Genomic DNA, 19,086 nt, shown 5'->3' on the forward strand with positions numbered 1-19,086 from the left:
TCCTTGTCGGTTCAGGTTCGGTCGATCAGTTTTCCGGCAAGATGCGACAGCAGCTTCACCGCCTCGCCATAAGTCTTGGCCTTTTCGGGATTGGAGGCGTTGCCGTCGAGCGCCCGTTTGTAGACACCCTGGCAGATGGCCGCCAAACGGAAGAAGGAGAAAGCGAGGAAGAAGCTCCAATTGTCGATGCCGGCCAGCCCGCGCCGCCGGCAATACGCCGCGACATAGGCTTCCTCAGAGGGCAGACTGAGGGCGGCGCGGTCGATACCGCCAAGCCCGCGAAAGCCCGAGGCGTGCGGCAGGCGCCATTGCATGCACTGATAGGCGATGTCGGCGAAGGGGTGGCCGAGTGTCGACAGTTCCCAGTCGAGCACCGCCAGCACCTTTGGCTCACTGGCTGCAAAGATCATGTTGTCCAGCCGGTAGTCGCCATGCACCAACGAGACACGGCCGTCATCAGCCGGCATATGCGTCTCCAGCCAGGCGATCAGCCGGTCCATGTCGTCGACGGTGTCGGTCTCCGAGGCGCGATATTGGCTGGTCCAGCGGGCCAGCTGGCGTTCGAAGTAATTGCCCGGCCGGCCGAAATCGCCGAGCCCGACCGCTTCGACATCGACATCGTGCAGCGCCGCCAGCGTGGCGTTCATGGCATCGTAGAGGGCGGCGCGCTCATCGTTGCCGGCGGCTTCCGGCACGGCCGGATCCCAGAAGATGCGGCCGTCGAGGAACTCCATGACGTAGAACATGCGGCCGATCGGCGAGTCCTCGCCCGACAGATGCAGCATTCGGGGCACCGGCACGGCGGTGCCGGCAAGCGCCTTCATCACGGTGAATTCGCGGTCGACCTGATGCGCCGATTTCAGCAGTTGGCCCGGCGGCTTGGCGCGCAGCACATAGCGGCCGCTGGCCGCAGTCAGCAGATAGGTCGGGTTCGACTGGCCGGATTTGAATTTTTCGATGGAATGAAGCCCGGCAAAACCCGGAATGTGCGCTTCGAGGTAAGGGGCAAGCGCTGCCTGGTCGATTGCGTTGGCGTCGCCGCTCATGCGGTCTCCGGCTCACGCTCGATCAGCGTCAGCGTCAGCCAGCGCGCGGTCAGCGCCGGCTTCTTCGAGCCCTCGATCTCGATGGTCACGTCATGCGCCGTCTGCACCCAGCCGGATGGCCTGACCTTAACGTCGGCCAGCACGAAACGGGTGCGGATGCGCGAACCGGTCTTCACCGGCGCCAGGAAGCGCAGCGAATCGAAGCCGTGGTTGACGCCCATCTTGCCCTTTTCCAGCGGCGGCATGGTCTCGAAGGTCATCGCAGAGAGCAGCGACAAAGACAGGAAACCATGCGCGATGGTGCCGCCGAACGGCGTCTCGCGCTTGGCGCGCTCGGGATCGCAATGGATGAACTGGTGGTCGTCGGTGGCGTCGGCGAACTGGTCGATCATGGTCTGGGTGACCACGCGCCAAGGGGAGACGCCGACTTCCTTGCCGACGCTGGCCAAAAGCACATCGAGACTGATCGGTTCCACTGCGACGTCCTCCATTTGCCGCCGACCGCGGCTCATTCCTTGAACAGTGTCAGCCCATGCTGCACCGACTGCCCGCCGTCGATCGGCAGGATGGCGCCGGTGACATAGGAGCCGGCACGGCTGCACAAATAGAGCGTTGCGCCGCCAATGTCATCCGCCACGCCGATACGGCCGATGGGGACATGGCTGCCGACATGTTTGGCCTTTTCCTCGGTGCCGGTGGCAAAGGCGGTCATGCGGCTCTGGAAGGGGCCAGGAGCGAAGGCGTTGACGGTGATGCGCCGCGCCGCAAGCTCGATTGCCAGCGTGCGGGTCAGATGGTGAACGGCGCCCTTGGACGCCGTGTAGGAGTACGCATCGTCGGCCAGCGGCTGCGTGCCCATCACCGAGCCCAGATTGATGACGCGGGCTGGATCGGCATCGCTGGCGGCGGCTTCCAGCAGCGGCAGCAATTCTCGCGTCAGATGAAAGACGGCGGTGACGTTGACAGCGAACACCTTGGCCCAGCCGTGGTAGGGAAAATCCTCGAGCGAGGCGCCCCAGGATATGCCGGCATTGTTGACGAGGATGTGCAGCCGTTCGGTCCGCGCCTTGACCTCGGCGACCAGCGCGGCAATGCCGGCCTCGGTGGAGACATCGCCGGGGAAGCCTTCGGCGCGGCCGGAGGCGCCCAGCGCGTTCAAGTCGGCCGCGACCTTGATGCAATCCTCGCCCTTGCGCGAGGCGATCATCACCGTGGCGCCGGCCTGGACCAGGGCGGTCGCAACCATGCGGCCGATGCCGGTCGCGGCTCCGGTCACCAGTGCGGTCTTGCCGGCAACTGAGAACAGCTCGTCGAGATAGCTCATCGATCCTCCCCGCGGAAACTTCGCCTCGTTGGGCGGTTGCCGCATTGACAACATACCCGGTAGTATGTTGATCTTTTGCCCGGACGTAAAGGCCTTGAATGCAGCATCGCTGCGGAAGCAGGCGAAAGGCGAAACCGATGCTCAGCGTCGAAGCTCCACTGCTCGATCGCCCGCGCGCCGACATATTGCGCGCCGCCGCCCTCTGTTTCATGCAGCGCGGCTATACGGCGAGCTCCATCGACGACGTCGCGCGCAGCCTCGGCTCGACCAAGGGCCGCATCTACCACCACTATCCGTCCAAGGCCGATCTGTTCGCCGACGTATTCCGCGCCGGCATGGACATGAATTTTGCGGCAATCGAGCCGGTGCGCGCGCTACCCGGTCCGGCGATCGGACGCTGGCGCAAGATGGCTTCCATCCATTGCGGCCAGATGATCCGCACCAAGCCGTTCCAGCGCGTCGTCTGGGAAGGCGTCGAGCTCTATCTGCGCGGCGCGACGACGCCCGAACAGCGCGAGGAGTTCACCCGGCTGATGCAGTCGCGCGACGCTTACGGGCGCATCTTTCGCGAGGCGATCGCCGCCGCGCGCGACGAAGGCGACATGCGCTTCGGCACGATCGGCATTGCCGAGCAGCTGATGTTCCTGACGCTCAACTCGCCGCTGTTCTGGTACACGCCGCGCCCGACAGAGACGGACGGGGATATCGAGGCAATTGTCGGCGAGGTCGTCGCGTTCGCGGCGCGCGGCCTGGGTGCGGCTGAGGAGAACACACGATGAGCGACATGACTCTCGGCATGACCGAGCGGCTGAAGCCGATTCACGCCCGCGTCGCCGCCATGCTGCGAGAGGAGATCATGCCGCTCGACCATGAATTTCTGAGCGAGGTCGGCAAGGGTGGCGACCGCTGGGTCTACACTGCGCGGCAGACGGAGATCCTCGAAGGACTGAAGAAAGCCGCCAAAGAGCGCGGCCTGTGGAATTTCTGGCTGACCGGCTCCGAGCGCGGTTATGGGCTCTCGACGGTCGAATATGCCTATCTGGCCGAGGAGATGGGCAAGGCGCATCTGGGTGCTGAAACCTTCAACTGCTCGGCGCCCGACACCGGCAATATGGAGGTGCTGGAGCGCTATGGCTCGGAGGATCACAAGAAAGCGTGGCTGGAACCGCTGCTTGAGGGCAAGATCCGCTCGGCCTATCTGATGACGGAGCCGGATGTCGCTTCGTCCGATGCCACCAACATCGCCATGCGCTGCGAACGGCAGGACGACGACTATGTGCTCAACGGCGAGAAATGGTGGGCGTCGGGCGCCGGCGATCCGCGCTGCGCCATCTATGTCGTCATGGTCCGCACCGGCGGCGACAGCGAGCCGCAGCACCGCCGGCATTCGATGATCCTGGTGCCTTCCGACACCAAGGGCGTGACCAAGCTTCGACCGATGCAGGTCTATGGCGATGACGACGCGCCGCATGGCCACATGCACCTCCGCTTCGACAATGTGCGGGTGCCGGCCTCCAACCTGATCCTCGGCGAGGGGAGGGGGTTCGAGATCGCGCAAGGCAGGCTCGGGCCCGGCCGCATCCACCATTGCATGCGCGCCATCGGCCAGGCCGAGATGGCACTGGAGATGCTGTGCCAGCGCTCGGTGCGGCGCGAGGCCTTCGGCCAGCCGCTGGCAAAACTCGGCGCCAATTTCGACATCATCGCCGAATGCCGCATGGAGATCGAGATGGCGCGGCTGCTCTGCCTCAAGGCGGCGTGGATGATCGACCAGGGCGATGCACGTGCCGCCGCCCCCTGGATCAGCCAGATCAAGGTCATCGCACCGCGCGTCGCGCTCAAGGTCACCGACGAGGCCGTTCAGATGTTCGGCGCGCAAGGCATCAGCCAGGACACGCCGCTGGCGCGCTCATGGACGCATCTGCGAACGCTGCGGCTGGCCGACGGGCCGGACGCCGTGCATCGCCGGCAAGTGGCGCGCACCGAGCTCAGGAAATACACGCAGGAAAAGGTGTGAGGCATGAAAGCCATCATCGCCCGCGAATTCGCGCCGCTCGACCGGCTCGTCTATGGCGACTGGCCGGAACCGGAGGCCAAGGACAACACCGTCGTCATCGAGGCCGAGGCGATTGGTGTCAACTATCCCGACGGCCTGCTGGTACAGGGTCTCTACCAGATGAAGCCGCCGCTGCCCTTCGTGCCCGGCATGGAGGTCGCGGGACGGGTGATTGCTGTCGGGCCGGGGGTGAAATCGGTCAAGGTCGGCGACCGCGTTGCCGCGCTCTCGACCCATGGCAGCTATGCCGAACGGGTTGGCGCTGCCGAACCGTTCGTCATGCCTTTGCCGCCCGATATGCCTGCCGCTGACGCCTGCGCGCTGCTGGCCGGCTACGGCACGTCGCATTATGCGCTGAAGCAGCGCAGCGCGCTCAGGGAAGGCGAGACGCTTTGCGTGCTGGGCGCGGCCGGCGCAACCGGCATCGCCGCCATCCAGATCGGCAAGGCGCTTGGCGCCCGCGTCATCGGTGTCGCCTCGTCGGAGGAAAAACACCGCATTGCCGCCGAAGCCGGCGCCGACATCGCGCTCGGCTACGACAACCTCAAGGAGGCGCTGAAAGAGGTCACCGGCGGCAAAGGTGTCGATGTCGGCTTCGATCCGGTCGGCGGCGAAATCTTCGATGTGCTCGCACGCTCGATGGCGTGGAACGGCCGGCTGCTGGTCATCGGCTTTGCCTCGGGCACCATCCCACAATTCCCTGTCAACCTGGCGCTGGTCAAGGGCTTTTCGGTCGTCGGCGTGTTCTGGGGCGCGTTCACCACCAAGGAGCCGCGTATCTACGCCGACAATATGAAGGAGCTGGTCGGCTGGTACCTCGCCGGCAAGGTTCGGCCGGTGATCGAAGGCACTTATCCGCTTGCCGATGCAGCCGCCGTGCTGACACGCATGCTGGGCCGCGGTTCCTCCGGCAAGCTCATCCTCAAACCTTAGGAGCCCGCCATGGCCATCCCCTCCGACATGAAAGCGCTGCTGCTCACCGGCGACGGCTATACCCGGACGCCGACTGGCACAGTGCTGGAAGCGATGGAGCCGTATCTCCAGCCGGGCAGGATCGGCGTGCCGACGCCCGGACCGAGCCAGGTGCTGATCAAGGTCGGCCTCGCCTCGATCAATCCGTCCGATGTCATGTTCATCAAGGGCCAGTATGGCCAGCCGCGCGCCAAGGGCCAACCGGCCGGTTTCGAGGGCGTCGGCACCATTGTCGCCACCGGCGATGAGCCCTATGCCGAGAGCCTGGCTGGCAAGCGCGTCGCCTTTGCCACCGGCGTCACCAACTGGGGCTCCTGGGCCGAATACGCGGTCGCCGAAGCCGCTGTCTGCATCCCGCTCCTCGACACCGTCCGCGACGAGGACGGTGCGGCATTGATCGTCAACCCGCTGACCGCGATCGCGATGTTCGACATCGTCAAGGAGGCCGGCGAAAAGGCCTTCATCATGACCGCCGGCGCCAGCCAGCTCTGCAAGCTGATCGCGGGCCTGGCCAAGGAGGCCGGGTATCGGCCGATCGTCACCGTGCGCCGCGACGAGCAGATCCCGCTGCTGAAAGAGATTGGTGCTACCCACGTGCTCAACGAGAAGGCGCCTGATTTCAGGGCGGCGCTGCGCGAAGTGGTCAAGACCGAACAGCCGCGCATCTTCCTCGACGCAGTGACCGGGCCGCTGGCCTCGGCCATCTTCGACGCCATGCCGAAGCGCGCGCGCTGGATCATCTATGGCCGCCTCGATCCGGACACGACGGTTATCCGCGAGCCCGGCCAGATGATCTTCCAGCACAAGCATATTGAGGGCTTCTGGCTGGTCGAATGGATGCGCCAGTTCCGTGACAAACGTGGCCCGGCGATCATGGAAGCGCAGAAGCGCTTTTCCGACGGCCGCTGGTCGACGGATGTGACAGCGGTGCTGCCGCTGGACGAGGCGATGGCGAAGGTGCCAGTGGAACTGGCCAAGCCGAACGGGAAAGTGTTTTTGAAGCCGTGACTTCCCCTTCTCCCCGTTCACGGGGAGAAGGTGCCCGTAGGGCGGATGAGGGGCTGCGCTAACGTATGAGAAGCTGGTGCTGCCCCTCACCTGCCTGCCGGCATCCTCTCCCCGTATAGCGACGGGGAGAGGAGCGCTGATCACTCGGCCGGCTTCACATTCGTATACGCAGCTTCTTCCAACTCGCGCTTCAGCCTGGCTTCCTCATGCGTCTTCGGCGTGACGAAGCGGCCGAGCAGGAGATAGGCAACCGGGGTCAGGAACAGCGTCGAGACGGTGGCCAGCCCCAGCCCACCGACGATCACCCAGCCAAGCGCGATGCGCGCTTCGGCGCCGGCACCGGTGGCCAGCACCAGCGGCACGCCGCCGAGGATGGTGCAGATCATCGTCATCATCACCGGCCGCAGGCGGATGATCGAGGCCTGCTCGATCGCCTCGCGCACGCCGAGCCCACGGTCGCGCAGCTGGTTGGCGAATTCGACGATGAGAATGCCGTTCTTGGCCATGACGCCAACCAAAAGCACCAGGCCAATCTGGCTGTAGGCGTTGAGGCTGGTCCCTGACAAAAGCAGCGCAAAGATCGCGCAGGCAAGGCCGAGCGGCACCGTCGCCATGATGATGACGGCGCTGACGAAGCTTTCGAACTGGGCAGCGAGCACCAGCAGGATGATGACCAGCGCGAAGCCGAAAATGGTGACCATGGCGCTGTTGGTTTCGCCCAGCGTCGCGGCTTCCGCCAGTGGCAGGATGCGGCTGCCCGGAGGCAGCAGCGGCGTGGCGATCTGCTCGGCGACACCAAGCGCGTCGCCAAGCGCGAAATTGCCGTTCAGATTGGAGGTGATCGCCACCGAGGGCTGCTGCCGTTCGCGCGTCAGCGACGGCGGCACGGCGCGTTCGGTCAGCGTGGCGATGGTCGACATCGGCACGAAGCGGCCGTCGGCGGTCTTCAGGAAGATGTTTTCCAGATCGGTCGGATCGTTGATCGGATTGGTGGTCGAAACCAGCTTCACGCCATAGCTGCGGTCGGCGATGTAGACGTCGACGACATCATTGCCGTCGAGCATCGCCTGCAGCGTGTTGGCAAGCCCGGTGATGTCAATGCCGAGGTCGGAGGCGCGCTCGCGGTCGATGGCGACGGCCAGCTGTGGCTGCGTCGGGTCGACGGAGAGCCGCGGGTTCTGGAAGCGCGGGTCGGCCTGCATCTGGGCGATGATCTTGACCGCCGCGCCGCCCAGCGCCTTGCGGTCGTTGCCGACCAGCGCGAATTGCAGGCCGTTGCCTGCGCCTCTGATGCCGAGGCTGTTGGCCTGCACCGGGAAGATGCGCACGGATGGCACCTGCCGGGTCAGCTGGGTTATCTCGGCCATGATCTCCTGCTGGCTGCGTGTGCGTTCGTCCCACGGCGCCAGTGTCATCACCATGAAGCCGGAGTTATAGGCGCCGTTCTGGCCGGCATTTTCGAAGGTCGAGACGATCTCGCCGGAATCGCGCAGCGGCTGGATCAGCCGCTCGATCTTCTGCATCTGTTGCGCGGTGTAGTCGAGGCTGACGCCTTGCGGCGCGTTGATGCGCAAAAGCACGACGGCGCGGTCCTCGCTCGGCGTCAGTTCCTGGCGGATGGTACCGAACAAGGTGAAGGCGGTGGCGGCGAACAGCACCGCGACCAGAAGCACGATCCAGGGCGCGCCGAGGCAGGCATGCAGGCCGCGCTTGTAGGCCGAATTCAGCGCGCCGCCGATGCGCGCGCCAATGCCGTGGCTGCCTTCGTAGTGGAGCGAGGCGCCGGTCAGCATGCGCGAGGCCAGCATCGGACACAGCGTCAGCGCTACCACGCAGGAGAGCAGCACCGACATAGCGAGCACGAAGCCGAATTCGCGGAACAGGCCGCCGGTCTGTCCGGGCAGGAAGGAGATCGGCACGAAGACGGCGACCAGCGTCAGCGTCGTGGCGATGACGGCAAAAAACACTTCCTGGGCGCCGAGCACTGCGGCGGCACGCGGCCCCATGCCTTCGTTGCGCCGTCGCACGATGTTTTCCAAGACGACGATGGCGTCGTCGACGACGAGGCCCGTCGCCAGCACCAGCGCCAGCAAGGTCAGGATGTTGATCGAGAAACCGGCGAGATAGATCGCGGCAATGGTGCCGATCATGGCGACCGGCATCGACAGGCCGGGGATCAGCGTCGCGCGCCAGTCGAGCAGGAAGATGTAGATGACGATCAGCACCATCGAGATCGACAGGCCGAGCGCGATCTCGACCTCGTGCACGGCGCCGTTGACGAAGACGGCGTCGTCGCTGGTGATCTTGATCGACATGCCCTTGGGCAGGTTTTCCTGCAGCGTGGCGACGGCCGCCTTCACGCCGGTGGAAATATCCAGCGTGTTCGATTCCGCCTGGCGGATGATGCCGAGGCCGATGCCTGTCTTGCCATCGGAGCGCAATGAGGTCTGGCCGATGTCGGGGCCGAGCGTGACGGTGGCGACGTCGCGGATGCGCGTCGTGCCGCCGATGATGATGTTTTCAAACTCTTCCGGCGTCGTCACATCGGCTGTGGTGCGAACGATCAAGTCCTGGTTGGTGGTGGTGATCGAACCGGCCGGCGAATCGAAGGCCACAGAGCCCAGTGCCGCTCTCAAATCGGCGACGGTGAAGCCTAGGCTCGCCAGCTTGTTCTGGTCGACATCGATGCGGAAGATCTTGTCGCGATCGCCATAGACCTGGACGTCGGCGACGCCCGGCACGGCAGCCAGTTCGTCCTCGATCTGGTCCTGGACGATCACCGTCATGTCCTGCACCGACATGCTATCGGAGGTGACGGCCAGCCGCATCACCGGATCGGAGTTGGCGTCGGCCTTGACGATGCGCGGCGGATCGGCGGTGTCCGGCATCTGGTTGGCGACACGGCCGACGGCGTCGCGCACATCGGAGGCGGCGACGTTCAGGTCGACGCCGTCATTGAACTCGATGGTGACGCGGCTCTGGCCGAAGGACGAGGTCGACGAGATCGACTTGACGCCGGAGACGCGCGCGACCGCGCCCTCGATCGTGTCGGTCAGCTCGCGGTCGACCGTTTCGGCGGCAGCACCTTCGAACGCCGTCGACACGGTGACGACGGCGCGGTCGACATCGGGCAGTTCGCGGATCTCGACGCCGTAGAAGGCTGCAAGGCCGGCCACCGCAATCAGCGTGTTGAGCACGAAGGCCATGACCGGCCTGCGGATGAAGAGCGCGGTGAAGCCGGTTTCGCTGGCGGCGTTGGCGGTTGCGGTCATGAGCCTTCGGCGGCGTTGGCGGCGCGCTGGGCCTGGCCAGCTATGCGGACCTCGCCGCCTTCGCTGACGCTCTGGGTGCCTTCGGTGACCACCATGTCGCCGTCCTCGATGTCGGCGTCGATCAGCACGGTCTCGGTGTTGCGCTGGATGATGCGCACGGGAACGCGCCTGGCCTTGCCATCCTCGACCTGCCAGACATAGGCGCCGTCGGAGCCCCACAGGATCGCCAGCGGGCTAACCGCCGGATAGGTGTCGCCGGGGAAGCGCATGGTGATGCCGAACGACATGCCGGCGCGTAGCGAATCCGCCGGGTTGGCGATCGCCGCCTTGACCAGAAGGGTGCGGCTCTTTTCGTCGATATGGTTGTCGATGGCCGACACCGTGCCGGTATAGGCTTTGCTCGGATTGGCGATCGGCGTCGCCGACAGCTGCGCGCCGACCTTGACGGCGGCGGCAAAGCGCTCCGGCACCAGGAACTCCACCAGGATGGAAGAGCGGTCGTCGAGCGTGGCGATCGCCGACTGGCTGGTCACGTAATTGCCGGCCGATATCGGCAGGATGCCGACCGTGCCGGCGATCGGCGCCACGATCGAGCGGCGCTGCAGGGCAAGTTCAGCATCGCGAAGTACCAGTTTGGCGACCGCCAGCACCACTTCGGCATCGGCGACGGCGACCGGTGTCGCGGCGTTGGAAGCCCGCAGCGATATCACCCTGTCGAGCTTGTTCTGCGAGTCCTGTACGACGAGCTTGGCACGATCCTGAGCGATCACCTCGGTCTCGGAATCGAGGACGGCGATGATCTGTCCCTTGTCGACACGGGTGCCGGACTGGACCAGGAATTCAACGAGCCGGCCTGAGCTGTAAGGGTTGACCGTCACCGAAGCGTTGGCGCGGCCGGTGCCGATCGCCTGCAGGCGATCGTTGATGGTTGCGGTGCCCGCCGGCAAGACAACGACATTTGCCGGCCGCGCGGCGGCGTTGCGGCCGCCTGCCTGTTTCGTTGTATCGACCGCGCCGGTCGTGGCGGGTGCCGAGGCATAGGCCCAGTCGATGCCCCAGCGTGCCAGGGCCTCCGGCGCGCCTGGAAAGAAGCGCGCCCAGGCCAGGACAGCCGCGACCAGGATCACAAGCGCAAAAACGATCTGTTTCCAGGCGGCCATCGGCACTCCGGTAGGCAAAATCGACCGGTTTCCCCAAGCAAAAAACGCGCAGCGACGCACCCGGTATGTGCGAAGCCACGGCAATATCATGGCTTTATGGCAATTCTGCCGCGGCCATGCACATTAAATCTGCGTAACGTTGCGCGCCTGAGGCCGGGATTGAGGCTGTCAGCGCAGGCTTTCCAGGTCGCGGATGCGCCTGGCGCTATCGGCCTCGAGCTGCCGGGTGACAGCACTGATCAGCGTCTCGGCGACGACGAACAATGCCGCCGAGGAATCCCATGCCGAAGGCACCGCGGTGCGGCCGGCGATGACATGGCGGGCGAAGCGGGCGATCGGCGACAGCCACTGGTCCGTGAACAGAACGATCTGCACGCCGCGCTGATGCGCCGTCTCGGCGAAGCGCACCAGGCTGTCCTGGTAGCGCCTTATGTCGAAGATCACCAGCACGTCGCGCTTGCCCATGTCGATCAGCCGGTCGCGCCAGATGCTCTCCTGGCCGGCGAGGTGATAGACATCGGGCTGGATGATGGCGAGGTGGGCGGCCATGTAACGCGCCAGCGGATCGGTGAAGCGGCCGCCGATCAGGAAGGTCTTGCCGCGTCGCTCGGCAAGCCTGGCGGCGATATCGGCAAGCTGCCTGTCGGAGAGATGCCGGAAGGTCTCGCGCAAGTTTTCCAGCGTCGCTTCCAGCATCGGCGATATCGCACCGCTTGGGGACGCCGCGTTGAGCGTACGCGATGCCGGCGACTGCAACTGCGCCGCCAGCTCGTCCTGCAACGCCGACTGGAATTCGGGATAGTTCTGGAACCCCAGCCTGGAGACAAAGCGCAGGATCGTTGGTGACGATACGCCGGCGGCAGTCGAGAACTCGGCGACCGTCTTCAGCCCGATCAGCGGATAGTTGGCGATCAACGTCTGCGCGGCGCGGCGCTCGCCGGCCGGCATCGTACCGATGCGGTCCGAAATCAGTTCGGCAATGCTGGAAATCATGGTTTTCCCCACCCTTGGCCATGTCTACACCGCTTCCCCGAAATCGCGTTTGACAAAGCCGGATAAACTGTATGAAATCATCCACAGGGACGCAATGAGGCAAAATACGTAACATAAGATACAGCGCTCCCCAGGGGACGGCAGTATGGAGAGAGCACGGCCCGCCAGCCTTGCATCGTCTGATACCGTAGGGGTGACGAATCCCGGCGGGTCCAGCCCTTTCGTGCTGACCTGCGATCACGCTTCCAATTTCCTGCCGGCTGAGTTCGGCACGCTCGGCCTGCCCGCCGAAGATCTTTCCCGCCACATCGCCTGGGACCCGGGCGCGTTGCCGGTGGCCCGCCGCATGGCTGAAGCGCTCGATGCCACGCTCATCGAAACCCGCATCTCGCGTCTCATCGTCGACTGCAACCGTCCGCTCGACGCGCCCGACCTGGTGCCGCCGGTCAGCGAGACGACGATCATTCCAGGTAATGCCGGCCTGTCGGATACGCAGCGCGCCGAGCGCATCGCCTTGTCGTGGCGACCGTTCCACGACACGATCGCAAACATCATCGACGACCGGCTGGCGCGCGGACAGGAAACGCGGCTGGTGTCGGTGCATTCCTTCACCCCGGTCTACAAGGGCAGGAGCCGGCCCTGGCATATCGGCATCATCCACGATGACGACCGCCGGCTGGCTTCGCCGCTGATAGCGGCGCTGCAGCGTCTCTCCGGCGTCACCGTCGGCGTCAACGAACCCTATTCGCCGGCTGACCGCGTCTACTTCACCCTGGAGCGCCATGCGCGCTCGCGCGGCCTTGCCTGCGCAATGATCGAAATCCGCAACGACGAAATCTCCGGCGAGACCGGGCAGCGGAAATGGGCGGATCTGCTCACCGGCATTTTTTCGGATCTGGAGCCCGAGGAGGCCAAGGGTTCTCGACGACACGCAATGGGAAAGTCAGTTCAATCGGCCAGTTAAGAAACAAGAGGGGACGAAAATGGCAGGACCGGATACATCAGACCATGAGAGGTCGGAGGACGTAAAAACCCTCCATAGCATGGGCTATGCCCAGGAATTGGCTCGCCGCATGAGCGGCTTCTCGAACTTCGCGATTTCCTTTTCGATCATTTGTATTCTGGCGGGCGGCATCACGTCCTTCCCGCTGGCCATGGCTACCGGCAGCGGCTTCGAGGCGACTGTCGGCTGGATCATCGGCGGCGTCTTTGCACTTATCGTGGCTGCGTCGCTTGGGCAGATCGGCTCGGCCTACCCAACGGCCGGCGGTCTCTACCACTGGTCGTCAATTCTTGGCGGGCGCGGCTGGGGCTGGGCCACGGCCTGGATCAACCTGCTCGGTCTGATCTTCGTCGTCGCCTCGGTCAATGTCGGTGTCTATGCTCTGTTCAAGGACCTTGTCTGGTCCGGCGTGTTCGGCCACGACGTATCCGCCTGGGGGTACCAGGAGCAGGTGATCGGCGTTGTGATCATCACGGTCGCGCAGGCGTTGATCAACCATTTCGGCATCAAGCTCACCACCATACTGACCGATTTCTCGGGCTACCTCATTCTGGTCGTCGCCGTCGTGTTGACCGCGATGTTCCTGATCTGGGGCGCAAGCTGGGATTTCTCGCGGCTCACCACCTTCGTCAACAATACCGGTGATCCAGGCGCCGGATACGTTCCCACCGCACGGACGGCACTGGTCGCCTTCCTGATCGGCCTGCTCTACCCGCTCTATACGATCACCGGCTTCGATGCCTCGGCCCACACGTCCGAAGAGACCCACAATGCCCGCGTGGCGGTGCCGCGCGGCATGATCCATTCGGTTCTGTGGTCGCTGGTGTTTGGTTTCGTCATGGCCGTGTCGTTCGTGCTGGCCAGCCCCGATCTGGCGGCGACGGCCAAGGATGGCGCCAATGCATGGTTCAATCTCTTCAACAACCTGCCGGCACCATTCTGGCTGAAGAGCATCATCGCCATCGCGATCGTGCTGGCGAACTTCATCTGCGCGCTGGCCGGACTGACGTCGACCTCGCGCATGATCTTCGCCTTTGCGCGTGACGGCGGCCTGCCCGGTTCGTCGGTGTGGAAGACCGTCAGCCCGACATGGCGTACGCCGGTGGCGGCGATCTGGCTCGGAGCGACGCTCGCGGTCGCAGCGACATTATACTCGCCGGCCTTCGCCGCACTGGCCGCCGGCTGTGCATTGTTCCTCTACGTGTCCTACGCCATGCCGGTGGCGGCTGGACTGCTTGCGGAAGGCAAGACCTGGACCGAATTCGGTCCGTTCCGCCTCGGCATCTGGTCCAAGCCATTCGCCGTCATCACGGTGCTTGGCGTTCTGGTCCTGATGTATGCCGGCATCCAGCCGCCATTCGACATCCTGATCAACTATGCCATCGGCCTAATCGTTCTGCTCGTGGTTCTGTGGTTCGGCATCGAGTCGCGCCGCTTCAAGGGCCCGCCGATCGGCGCCGATATTGCTCGCCGCGCGGTGGAGATCGCGGCTGCGGAAAAAGCCGTTGGCCAGACGGCTGGCTAACAGCAAGACTACATGCTCCGGCCGGCGCAAGCCGACCGGGGCAGGGCCGGCCAGCTAAAGAACGCAAAGGGGACTTCAAATGGCAGCACCAGGTTATTCAGACGTCGACAAGGCGGAGGACGTAAAGCACCTCCACAGCATGGGCTATGCCCAGGAACTGGAGCGGCGGCTCAGCCGCTTCTCGAATTTCGCGGTTTCCTTTTCCATCATCTGCATCCTGTCGGGCGGCATCAATTCGCTGGCACAGGCAACGTCGGGCGCCGGCGGCATCGGCATCGGCATTGGCTGGCTGGTCGGCTGTTTCGTCTCGCTGACCTTTGCGGTCGCCATGTCGCAGATCAGCTCGGCCTATCCGACGGCCGGCGGCCTCTATCACTGGGGTTCGATCCTCGGCAATCGCGGGACCGGCTGGGTCACGGCCTGGCTCAACCTTTTGGGACTGATCACCGTGCTCGGCGCCATCAATGTTGGCACCTGGACGTTCTTCATCGGCGCCTTCGGACCGACGCTCGGCATCGAGGGCACGCTGACCAACCAGATGATTTTTCTGATTATCATCACCGGTGCCCAGGCACTGATCAACCATCTCGGCATCAAGCTGACGGCGAAGCTGACCGACTTCTCGGGCTATCTGATCTTCTTCGGTTCGATCCTGATCGCGGTCGTCTGCCTGTTCTCCGCCGAGACCTGGGACTTCAGCCGGCTCTTCACCTTCCACAACTACTCGGGTGAGGCCGGCGCCAGCGTCTGGCCGTCAGTCTCGAACGCCTGGGTGTTCGCGCTCGGCCTCCTGCTGCCGATCTATACGATCACCGGCTACGATGCTTCGGCGCATACCTCGGAAGAAACGATCAAGGCAGCTTCCTCGGTGCCGCGTGCCATGGTGATGTCGGTGATCTGGTCGGCGGTGTTCGGCTATTTGTTCCTGGCCGCCTTCGTGCTGATGATCCCGAACATGGACGACGCCGCCAAGCAGGGCTGGAACGTGTTCTTCTGGGCTTTCGACCAGCGTGTCGGCACGGGGCTCAAGGAGTTCGTCTATCTCGTCGTGTTCATCGCCCAGCTGCTGTGCGGCCTCGCAACCGTCACCTCGGCTTCGCGCATGATCTTCGCCTTCTCGCGTGACGGCGGCCTGCCCGGCTCGGCGGCGCTCGCCAAGGTCAGCCCGACCTACCGCACGCCCGTGGCGGCGATCTGGACGGCATCGATCCTGTCGGTGCTGTTCGTCTGGGGTTCGACGCTGGTCTCGGTTGCCGGCACCTCGGCCTACACCATCGTCGTGTCCTGCACCGTCATCTTCCTGTTCCTGTCCTTCACTGTGCCGATCGTGCTCGGCATGCTGGCCTGGGGCACGCCGAAATGGGACAAGATGGGGCCGTGGAATATGGGCCGCGGCATCTTCATGCTGTTCGGCGTTCTCTCGATCGTCTCGATGATCCTGATCTTCGTCATCGGCATCCAGCCGCCGAACGACTGGGCGCTCTACATTACCGTCGGCTTCTTCATCCTGACGGCGATCGTATGGTTCGCTTTCGAACGCAACCGCTTCCAGGGCCCGCCGCTCGGCGACATCATCGCGGCCCGGCAGGCGGCGATCAAGGCAGCCGAACAGGCGGTCGGCGAAACCGGCCACTGACGTCAACCATCATGGCCATGGCCGGCCTCGCGCCGGCCATGGTTTCATTTACCCCTCAATCGTCCAGCGCTGGAGTGCCAAAGGAATGGCCGGAAATTTCTCGTTCGCTCAGTTGAAGAAAGCGGTCTCCGATGGCGAGATCGACACGGTGCTGGCCTGCATCGTCGACATGCAGGGGCGGCTCGCGGGAAAGCGTTTCCTGGCGCAGTACTTCGTCGATTCCGCCCATGACGAGACGCACGGCTGCAACTATCTGCTCGCCGCCGACATCGATATGGAGCCGGTGCCGGGCTACAAGGCGGCAAGCTGGTCGAAGGGCTATGGCGACTTCGTCATGAAGCCGGATCTGGCGGCACTGCGGCGCCTTCCGTGGCTGGAAAAGACAGCACTCGTGATCTGCGACGTGCTCGACCACCAGACCCATGACGACCTGCCGCATTCGCCGCGCGCCATCCTGAAGAAGCAGGTCAAGCGGCTGACGGAGCGTGGCTATATCGGCTACTTCGCCTCCGAGCTTGAATTCTATCTGTTCAACGAGACCTACGATTCCGCCCGCAAGAAGCATTGGCAGGGCCTCGACACTGCCTCGCCCTATATCGGCGATTACCAGATCGGTATCACCACCAAGGAAGAAGGCGTCATGCGCCGGCTTCGCAACGAGATGGAGGCCGCCGGCATCCCGATCGAAAACTCCAAGGGCGAATGGGGTCCGGGCCAGGAAGAGATCAATGTGCGCTATGCCGAGGCGCTCGACATGGCCGACCGCCACGTCATCCTGAAGAACGGCGCCAAGGAAATCGCCGAGTCCGAAGGCAAGTCGATTTCCTTCATGTCGAAGTACAATTATGGGCTCGCCGGCAATTCCAGCCACATCCACAATTCGCTGTGGAGCGCCGACGGCAAGACGCCGCTGTTCTTCGACAAAAAGGCGGACTGGACTTTGTCGACGCTCGGCCAGCAATGGGCGGCCGGTCAGCTGAAATACGCCAAGGAGTTCACCTGGTTCCTGGCGCCCTACATCAATTCCTACAAACGCTTCCAGGCCGGCACCTTCGCGCCGACCAAGATCATGTGGAGCGAGGACAACCGCACCGCCGGCTTCCGCCTCTGCGGCGAGGGCACCAAGGGCATCCGCATGGAATGCCGCATCGGCGGCGCCGACCTGAACCCGTATCTGGCCTTCGCCGCGTTGATCGCAGCCGGCCTTGCCGGCATCGACGAGAAGCTCGAACTGCAAAAGCCGTTCGTCGGCGATGCCTATCAGGCCTCGCGCCTGCCCGAGATTCCGAAGACGCTTCGGGACGCCACCGAGACGCTGGCCAAGTCGAAGATGCTGAAGCAGGCGCTCGGCGACGACGTGCTCGAACATTATGTCCACACCGCGAAGTGGGAGCAGTTCGAATACGACCGCCGCATTACGGATTGGGAACTGCACAGGGGGTTCGAGCGGTACTAGGATAGCCTGCGAAACGTCGGCGCTGCCCCTCACCCTTACCTATTCCGGGGCGAGCCGCTTGTCTCGCCCGTCCTTCGGACCCCCCGTGAAGAACGGGGAGAGGGGGGGCGCGACGTTGGAGCTTTCCCTTCTCCCTGTCGCTATACGGGGAGAAGGTGCCGGTAGGCGGATGAGGGGCAGCACAAAGCCAGATGATTTTCGATTTCAAAGAAGTGCGAGGACTTAAACGATGACCGAAACGGTCAAACTCAAATCCCCCATCGATGGCTCGATCTATGCGGAGCGGCCGATCGCGACCGACCAGGCGATCAATGCGGCGGTCGAGCGCGCCAAGGCGGCGCAGGAGAAGTGGGTGCTGACACCGATCGTAGAGCGCGGCAAGTATATGCTGGCGATGCTCGAAGCGTTGGTCGCGATGACCGACGAGATCGTGCCGGAGATCGCCTGGCAGATGGGGCGCCCGGTGCGTTATGGCGGTGAGTTCGGCGGCGTCAAGGAACGCACCAACTACATGGTCGAGATTGCTGAAGCTGCGCTGAAATCCGTGCCGGCTTCCAATCCGAAGGACGGCTTCCGCCGCTATGTGAAGAAGGATCCGCTCGGCGTTGTCATGGTGATCGCGCCGTGGAACTATCCCTATCTGACGGCGGTCAACACCATCGTGCCGGCGCTGATGGCCGGCAACACCGTTATCCTGAAACACGCGGCGCAGACGCTGCTGGTGGGTGAACGTTTTCAGCAGGCTTTCGACAAGATTGGGCTGCCCAAGGGCGTGTTCCAGAATGTCGTGCTCAACCACGCCCAGACCGAAAAACTGCTCGGCTCAGGCAAGATCGACCATGTCAACTTCACCGGCTCGGTCGGCGGTGGCCGCGCCATCGAGAAGGCGGCGGCCGGCACCTTCATGACTCTCGGCCTCGAGCTCGGCGGCAAGGACCCGGCCTATGTGCTGCCCGACGCCAAACTCGACCATGCGGTGGCCAATCTGGTCGACGGCGCCTTCTACAATTCCGGCCAGTGCTGCTGCGGCATCGAGCGCGTCTATGTGCATGAGAAGGTCTACGACCAGTTCGTCGAAGGCTTCATTGCAGAGACGAAGAACTATGTCGTCGGCAATCCGCTGGAGCAGGCGACGACAATGGGGCCGATGGCGCAGGCGCGCTTCGCCGACCTGATCCGCGAGCAGAAGGCCGAGGCGCTGCGCAAAGGCGCGGTAGCACATATCAATATGAAGGTGGCTAATGACCAAGCCGGCTCGCCCTACCTGGCGCCGGAAGTGCTGACCAGTGTCGACCACCAGATGAGCGTCATGCGCGAGGAAAGCTTTGGCCCGATCGTCGGCATCATGAAGGTGCGCAACGACGAGGAGGCGATCGCGCTGATGAACGACAGCCCCTACGGGCTGACGGCCTCGATCTGGACGCGCGACACTGAGCACGCCATCGCGATCGGCGACCGCGTCGAGACCGGCACCGTGTTCATGAACCGCTGCGACTATCTTGATCCGGCGCTGGTGTGGACCGGCGTCAAGGACACCGGCAAGGGCGTTGCCCTGTCGGCGCTCGGCTACGACAATCTGACCCGACCGAAATCCTTCCACCTGCGCGAAGCCATCTGATTTTTTGAAAGACAAGA

At 64.1% G+C, this 19,086-nt stretch carries 15 protein-coding genes; 9 read left to right on the top strand and 6 right to left on the bottom strand.

The window, feature by feature from the left end:
- Nucleotides 1-11: 11 nt before the first annotated feature.
- From AC04SH_RS16890 to AC04SH_RS16900, 3 genes are read right to left on the bottom strand one after another with little or no spacing between them, the layout of a single operon-like run.
- Nucleotides 12-1,046: a phosphotransferase gene (locus AC04SH_RS16890; protein ID WP_488575870.1), complete on the bottom strand. Its 1,035-nt coding sequence runs from the start codon at nucleotides 1,044-1,046 to the stop codon at nucleotides 12-14.
- Nucleotides 1,043-1,537, bottom strand: coding sequence for a MaoC family dehydratase (locus tag AC04SH_RS16895; RefSeq protein ID WP_352556010.1), 495 nt, complete (start codon nucleotides 1,535-1,537; stop codon nucleotides 1,043-1,045). The genes AC04SH_RS16890 and AC04SH_RS16895 overlap by 4 nt, the downstream gene beginning before the upstream one ends.
- A 17-nt stretch (nucleotides 1,538-1,554) precedes the next feature.
- On the bottom strand, nucleotides 1,555-2,370 hold the full coding sequence (locus AC04SH_RS16900) for an SDR family oxidoreductase (RefSeq protein ID WP_488575871.1): 816 nt from the start codon (nucleotides 2,368-2,370) through the stop codon (nucleotides 1,555-1,557).
- Between the two features lie 137 nt (nucleotides 2,371-2,507).
- Between AC04SH_RS16900 and AC04SH_RS16905 the strand changes: the two genes are divergently transcribed.
- Genes AC04SH_RS16905 through AC04SH_RS16920 form a run of 4 tightly spaced genes read left to right on the top strand, consistent with a single transcriptional unit; the run spans nucleotide 2,508 to nucleotide 6,406 of the window.
- The gene (locus tag AC04SH_RS16905; RefSeq protein WP_488575872.1) at nucleotides 2,508-3,149 is read left to right on the top strand and encodes a TetR family transcriptional regulator; all 642 of its coding nucleotides are present in this window, start codon (nucleotides 2,508-2,510) and stop codon (nucleotides 3,147-3,149) included.
- Entirely contained in the window at nucleotides 3,146-4,387 is a 1,242-nt protein-coding gene (locus AC04SH_RS16910) for an acyl-CoA dehydrogenase family protein (protein WP_488575873.1), read from the top strand. Before AC04SH_RS16905 ends, AC04SH_RS16910 begins: the two co-directional genes overlap by 4 nt.
- Before the next feature lie 3 nt (nucleotides 4,388-4,390).
- The gene (locus AC04SH_RS16915; RefSeq protein WP_488575874.1) at nucleotides 4,391-5,359 is read left to right on the top strand and encodes an NADPH:quinone oxidoreductase family protein; all 969 of its coding nucleotides are present in this window, start codon (nucleotides 4,391-4,393) and stop codon (nucleotides 5,357-5,359) included.
- A 9-nt stretch (nucleotides 5,360-5,368) separates the two neighbouring features.
- Nucleotides 5,369-6,406 carry a zinc-binding dehydrogenase gene (locus tag AC04SH_RS16920; protein WP_488575875.1) on the top strand — a complete coding sequence of 346 codons (1,038 nt, stop codon included), beginning with the start codon at nucleotides 5,369-5,371 and terminating at the stop codon, nucleotides 6,404-6,406.
- Nucleotides 6,407-6,546: 140 nt separating this feature from the next.
- Here the strand turns inward: AC04SH_RS16920 and AC04SH_RS16925 are convergent, their stop codons facing one another.
- The 3 genes from AC04SH_RS16925 to AC04SH_RS16935 all read right to left on the bottom strand — a co-directional run bounded on the left by AC04SH_RS16925 (nucleotide 6,547) and on the right by AC04SH_RS16935 (nucleotide 11,831).
- On the bottom strand, nucleotides 6,547-9,678 hold the full coding sequence (locus tag AC04SH_RS16925) for an efflux RND transporter permease subunit (RefSeq protein WP_488575876.1): 3,132 nt from the start codon (nucleotides 9,676-9,678) through the stop codon (nucleotides 6,547-6,549).
- Complete coding sequence (locus AC04SH_RS16930; RefSeq protein ID WP_488575877.1) at nucleotides 9,675-10,838, bottom strand: efflux RND transporter periplasmic adaptor subunit; 1,164 nt, start codon at nucleotides 10,836-10,838, stop codon at nucleotides 9,675-9,677. The genes AC04SH_RS16925 and AC04SH_RS16930 overlap by 4 nt, the downstream gene beginning before the upstream one ends.
- Before the next feature lie 168 nt (nucleotides 10,839-11,006).
- Nucleotides 11,007-11,831, bottom strand: coding sequence for a MurR/RpiR family transcriptional regulator (locus tag AC04SH_RS16935; protein ID WP_488575878.1), 825 nt, complete (start codon nucleotides 11,829-11,831; stop codon nucleotides 11,007-11,009).
- A 145-nt stretch (nucleotides 11,832-11,976) separates the two neighbouring features.
- Here AC04SH_RS16935 and AC04SH_RS16940 point away from each other — a divergent pair, with 145 nt between their 5' ends.
- The 5 genes from AC04SH_RS16940 to AC04SH_RS16960 all read left to right on the top strand — a co-directional run bounded on the left by AC04SH_RS16940 (nucleotide 11,977) and on the right by AC04SH_RS16960 (nucleotide 19,069).
- Complete coding sequence (locus AC04SH_RS16940) at nucleotides 11,977-12,795, top strand: N-formylglutamate amidohydrolase (protein ID WP_488575879.1); 819 nt, start codon at nucleotides 11,977-11,979, stop codon at nucleotides 12,793-12,795.
- A gap of 19 nt (nucleotides 12,796-12,814) precedes the next feature.
- A complete protein-coding gene (locus AC04SH_RS16945) occupies nucleotides 12,815-14,359 on the top strand; it encodes an amino acid permease (protein WP_488575880.1) in 1,545 nt (514 codons plus the stop codon).
- A gap of 79 nt (nucleotides 14,360-14,438) precedes the next feature.
- On the top strand, nucleotides 14,439-15,995 hold the full coding sequence (locus AC04SH_RS16950; RefSeq protein ID WP_488575881.1) for an amino acid permease: 1,557 nt from the start codon (nucleotides 14,439-14,441) through the stop codon (nucleotides 15,993-15,995).
- A gap of 85 nt (nucleotides 15,996-16,080) precedes the next feature.
- Entirely contained in the window at nucleotides 16,081-17,451 is a 1,371-nt protein-coding gene (locus tag AC04SH_RS16955) for a glutamine synthetase family protein (protein WP_488575882.1), read from the top strand.
- A 229-nt stretch (nucleotides 17,452-17,680) separates the two neighbouring features.
- On the top strand, nucleotides 17,681-19,069 hold the full coding sequence (locus AC04SH_RS16960) for an aldehyde dehydrogenase family protein (protein ID WP_488575883.1): 1,389 nt from the start codon (nucleotides 17,681-17,683) through the stop codon (nucleotides 19,067-19,069).
- Nucleotides 19,070-19,086: the final 17 nt, after the last annotated feature.

Source organism: Mesorhizobium sp. CNPSo 4688 (assembly GCF_057784295.1).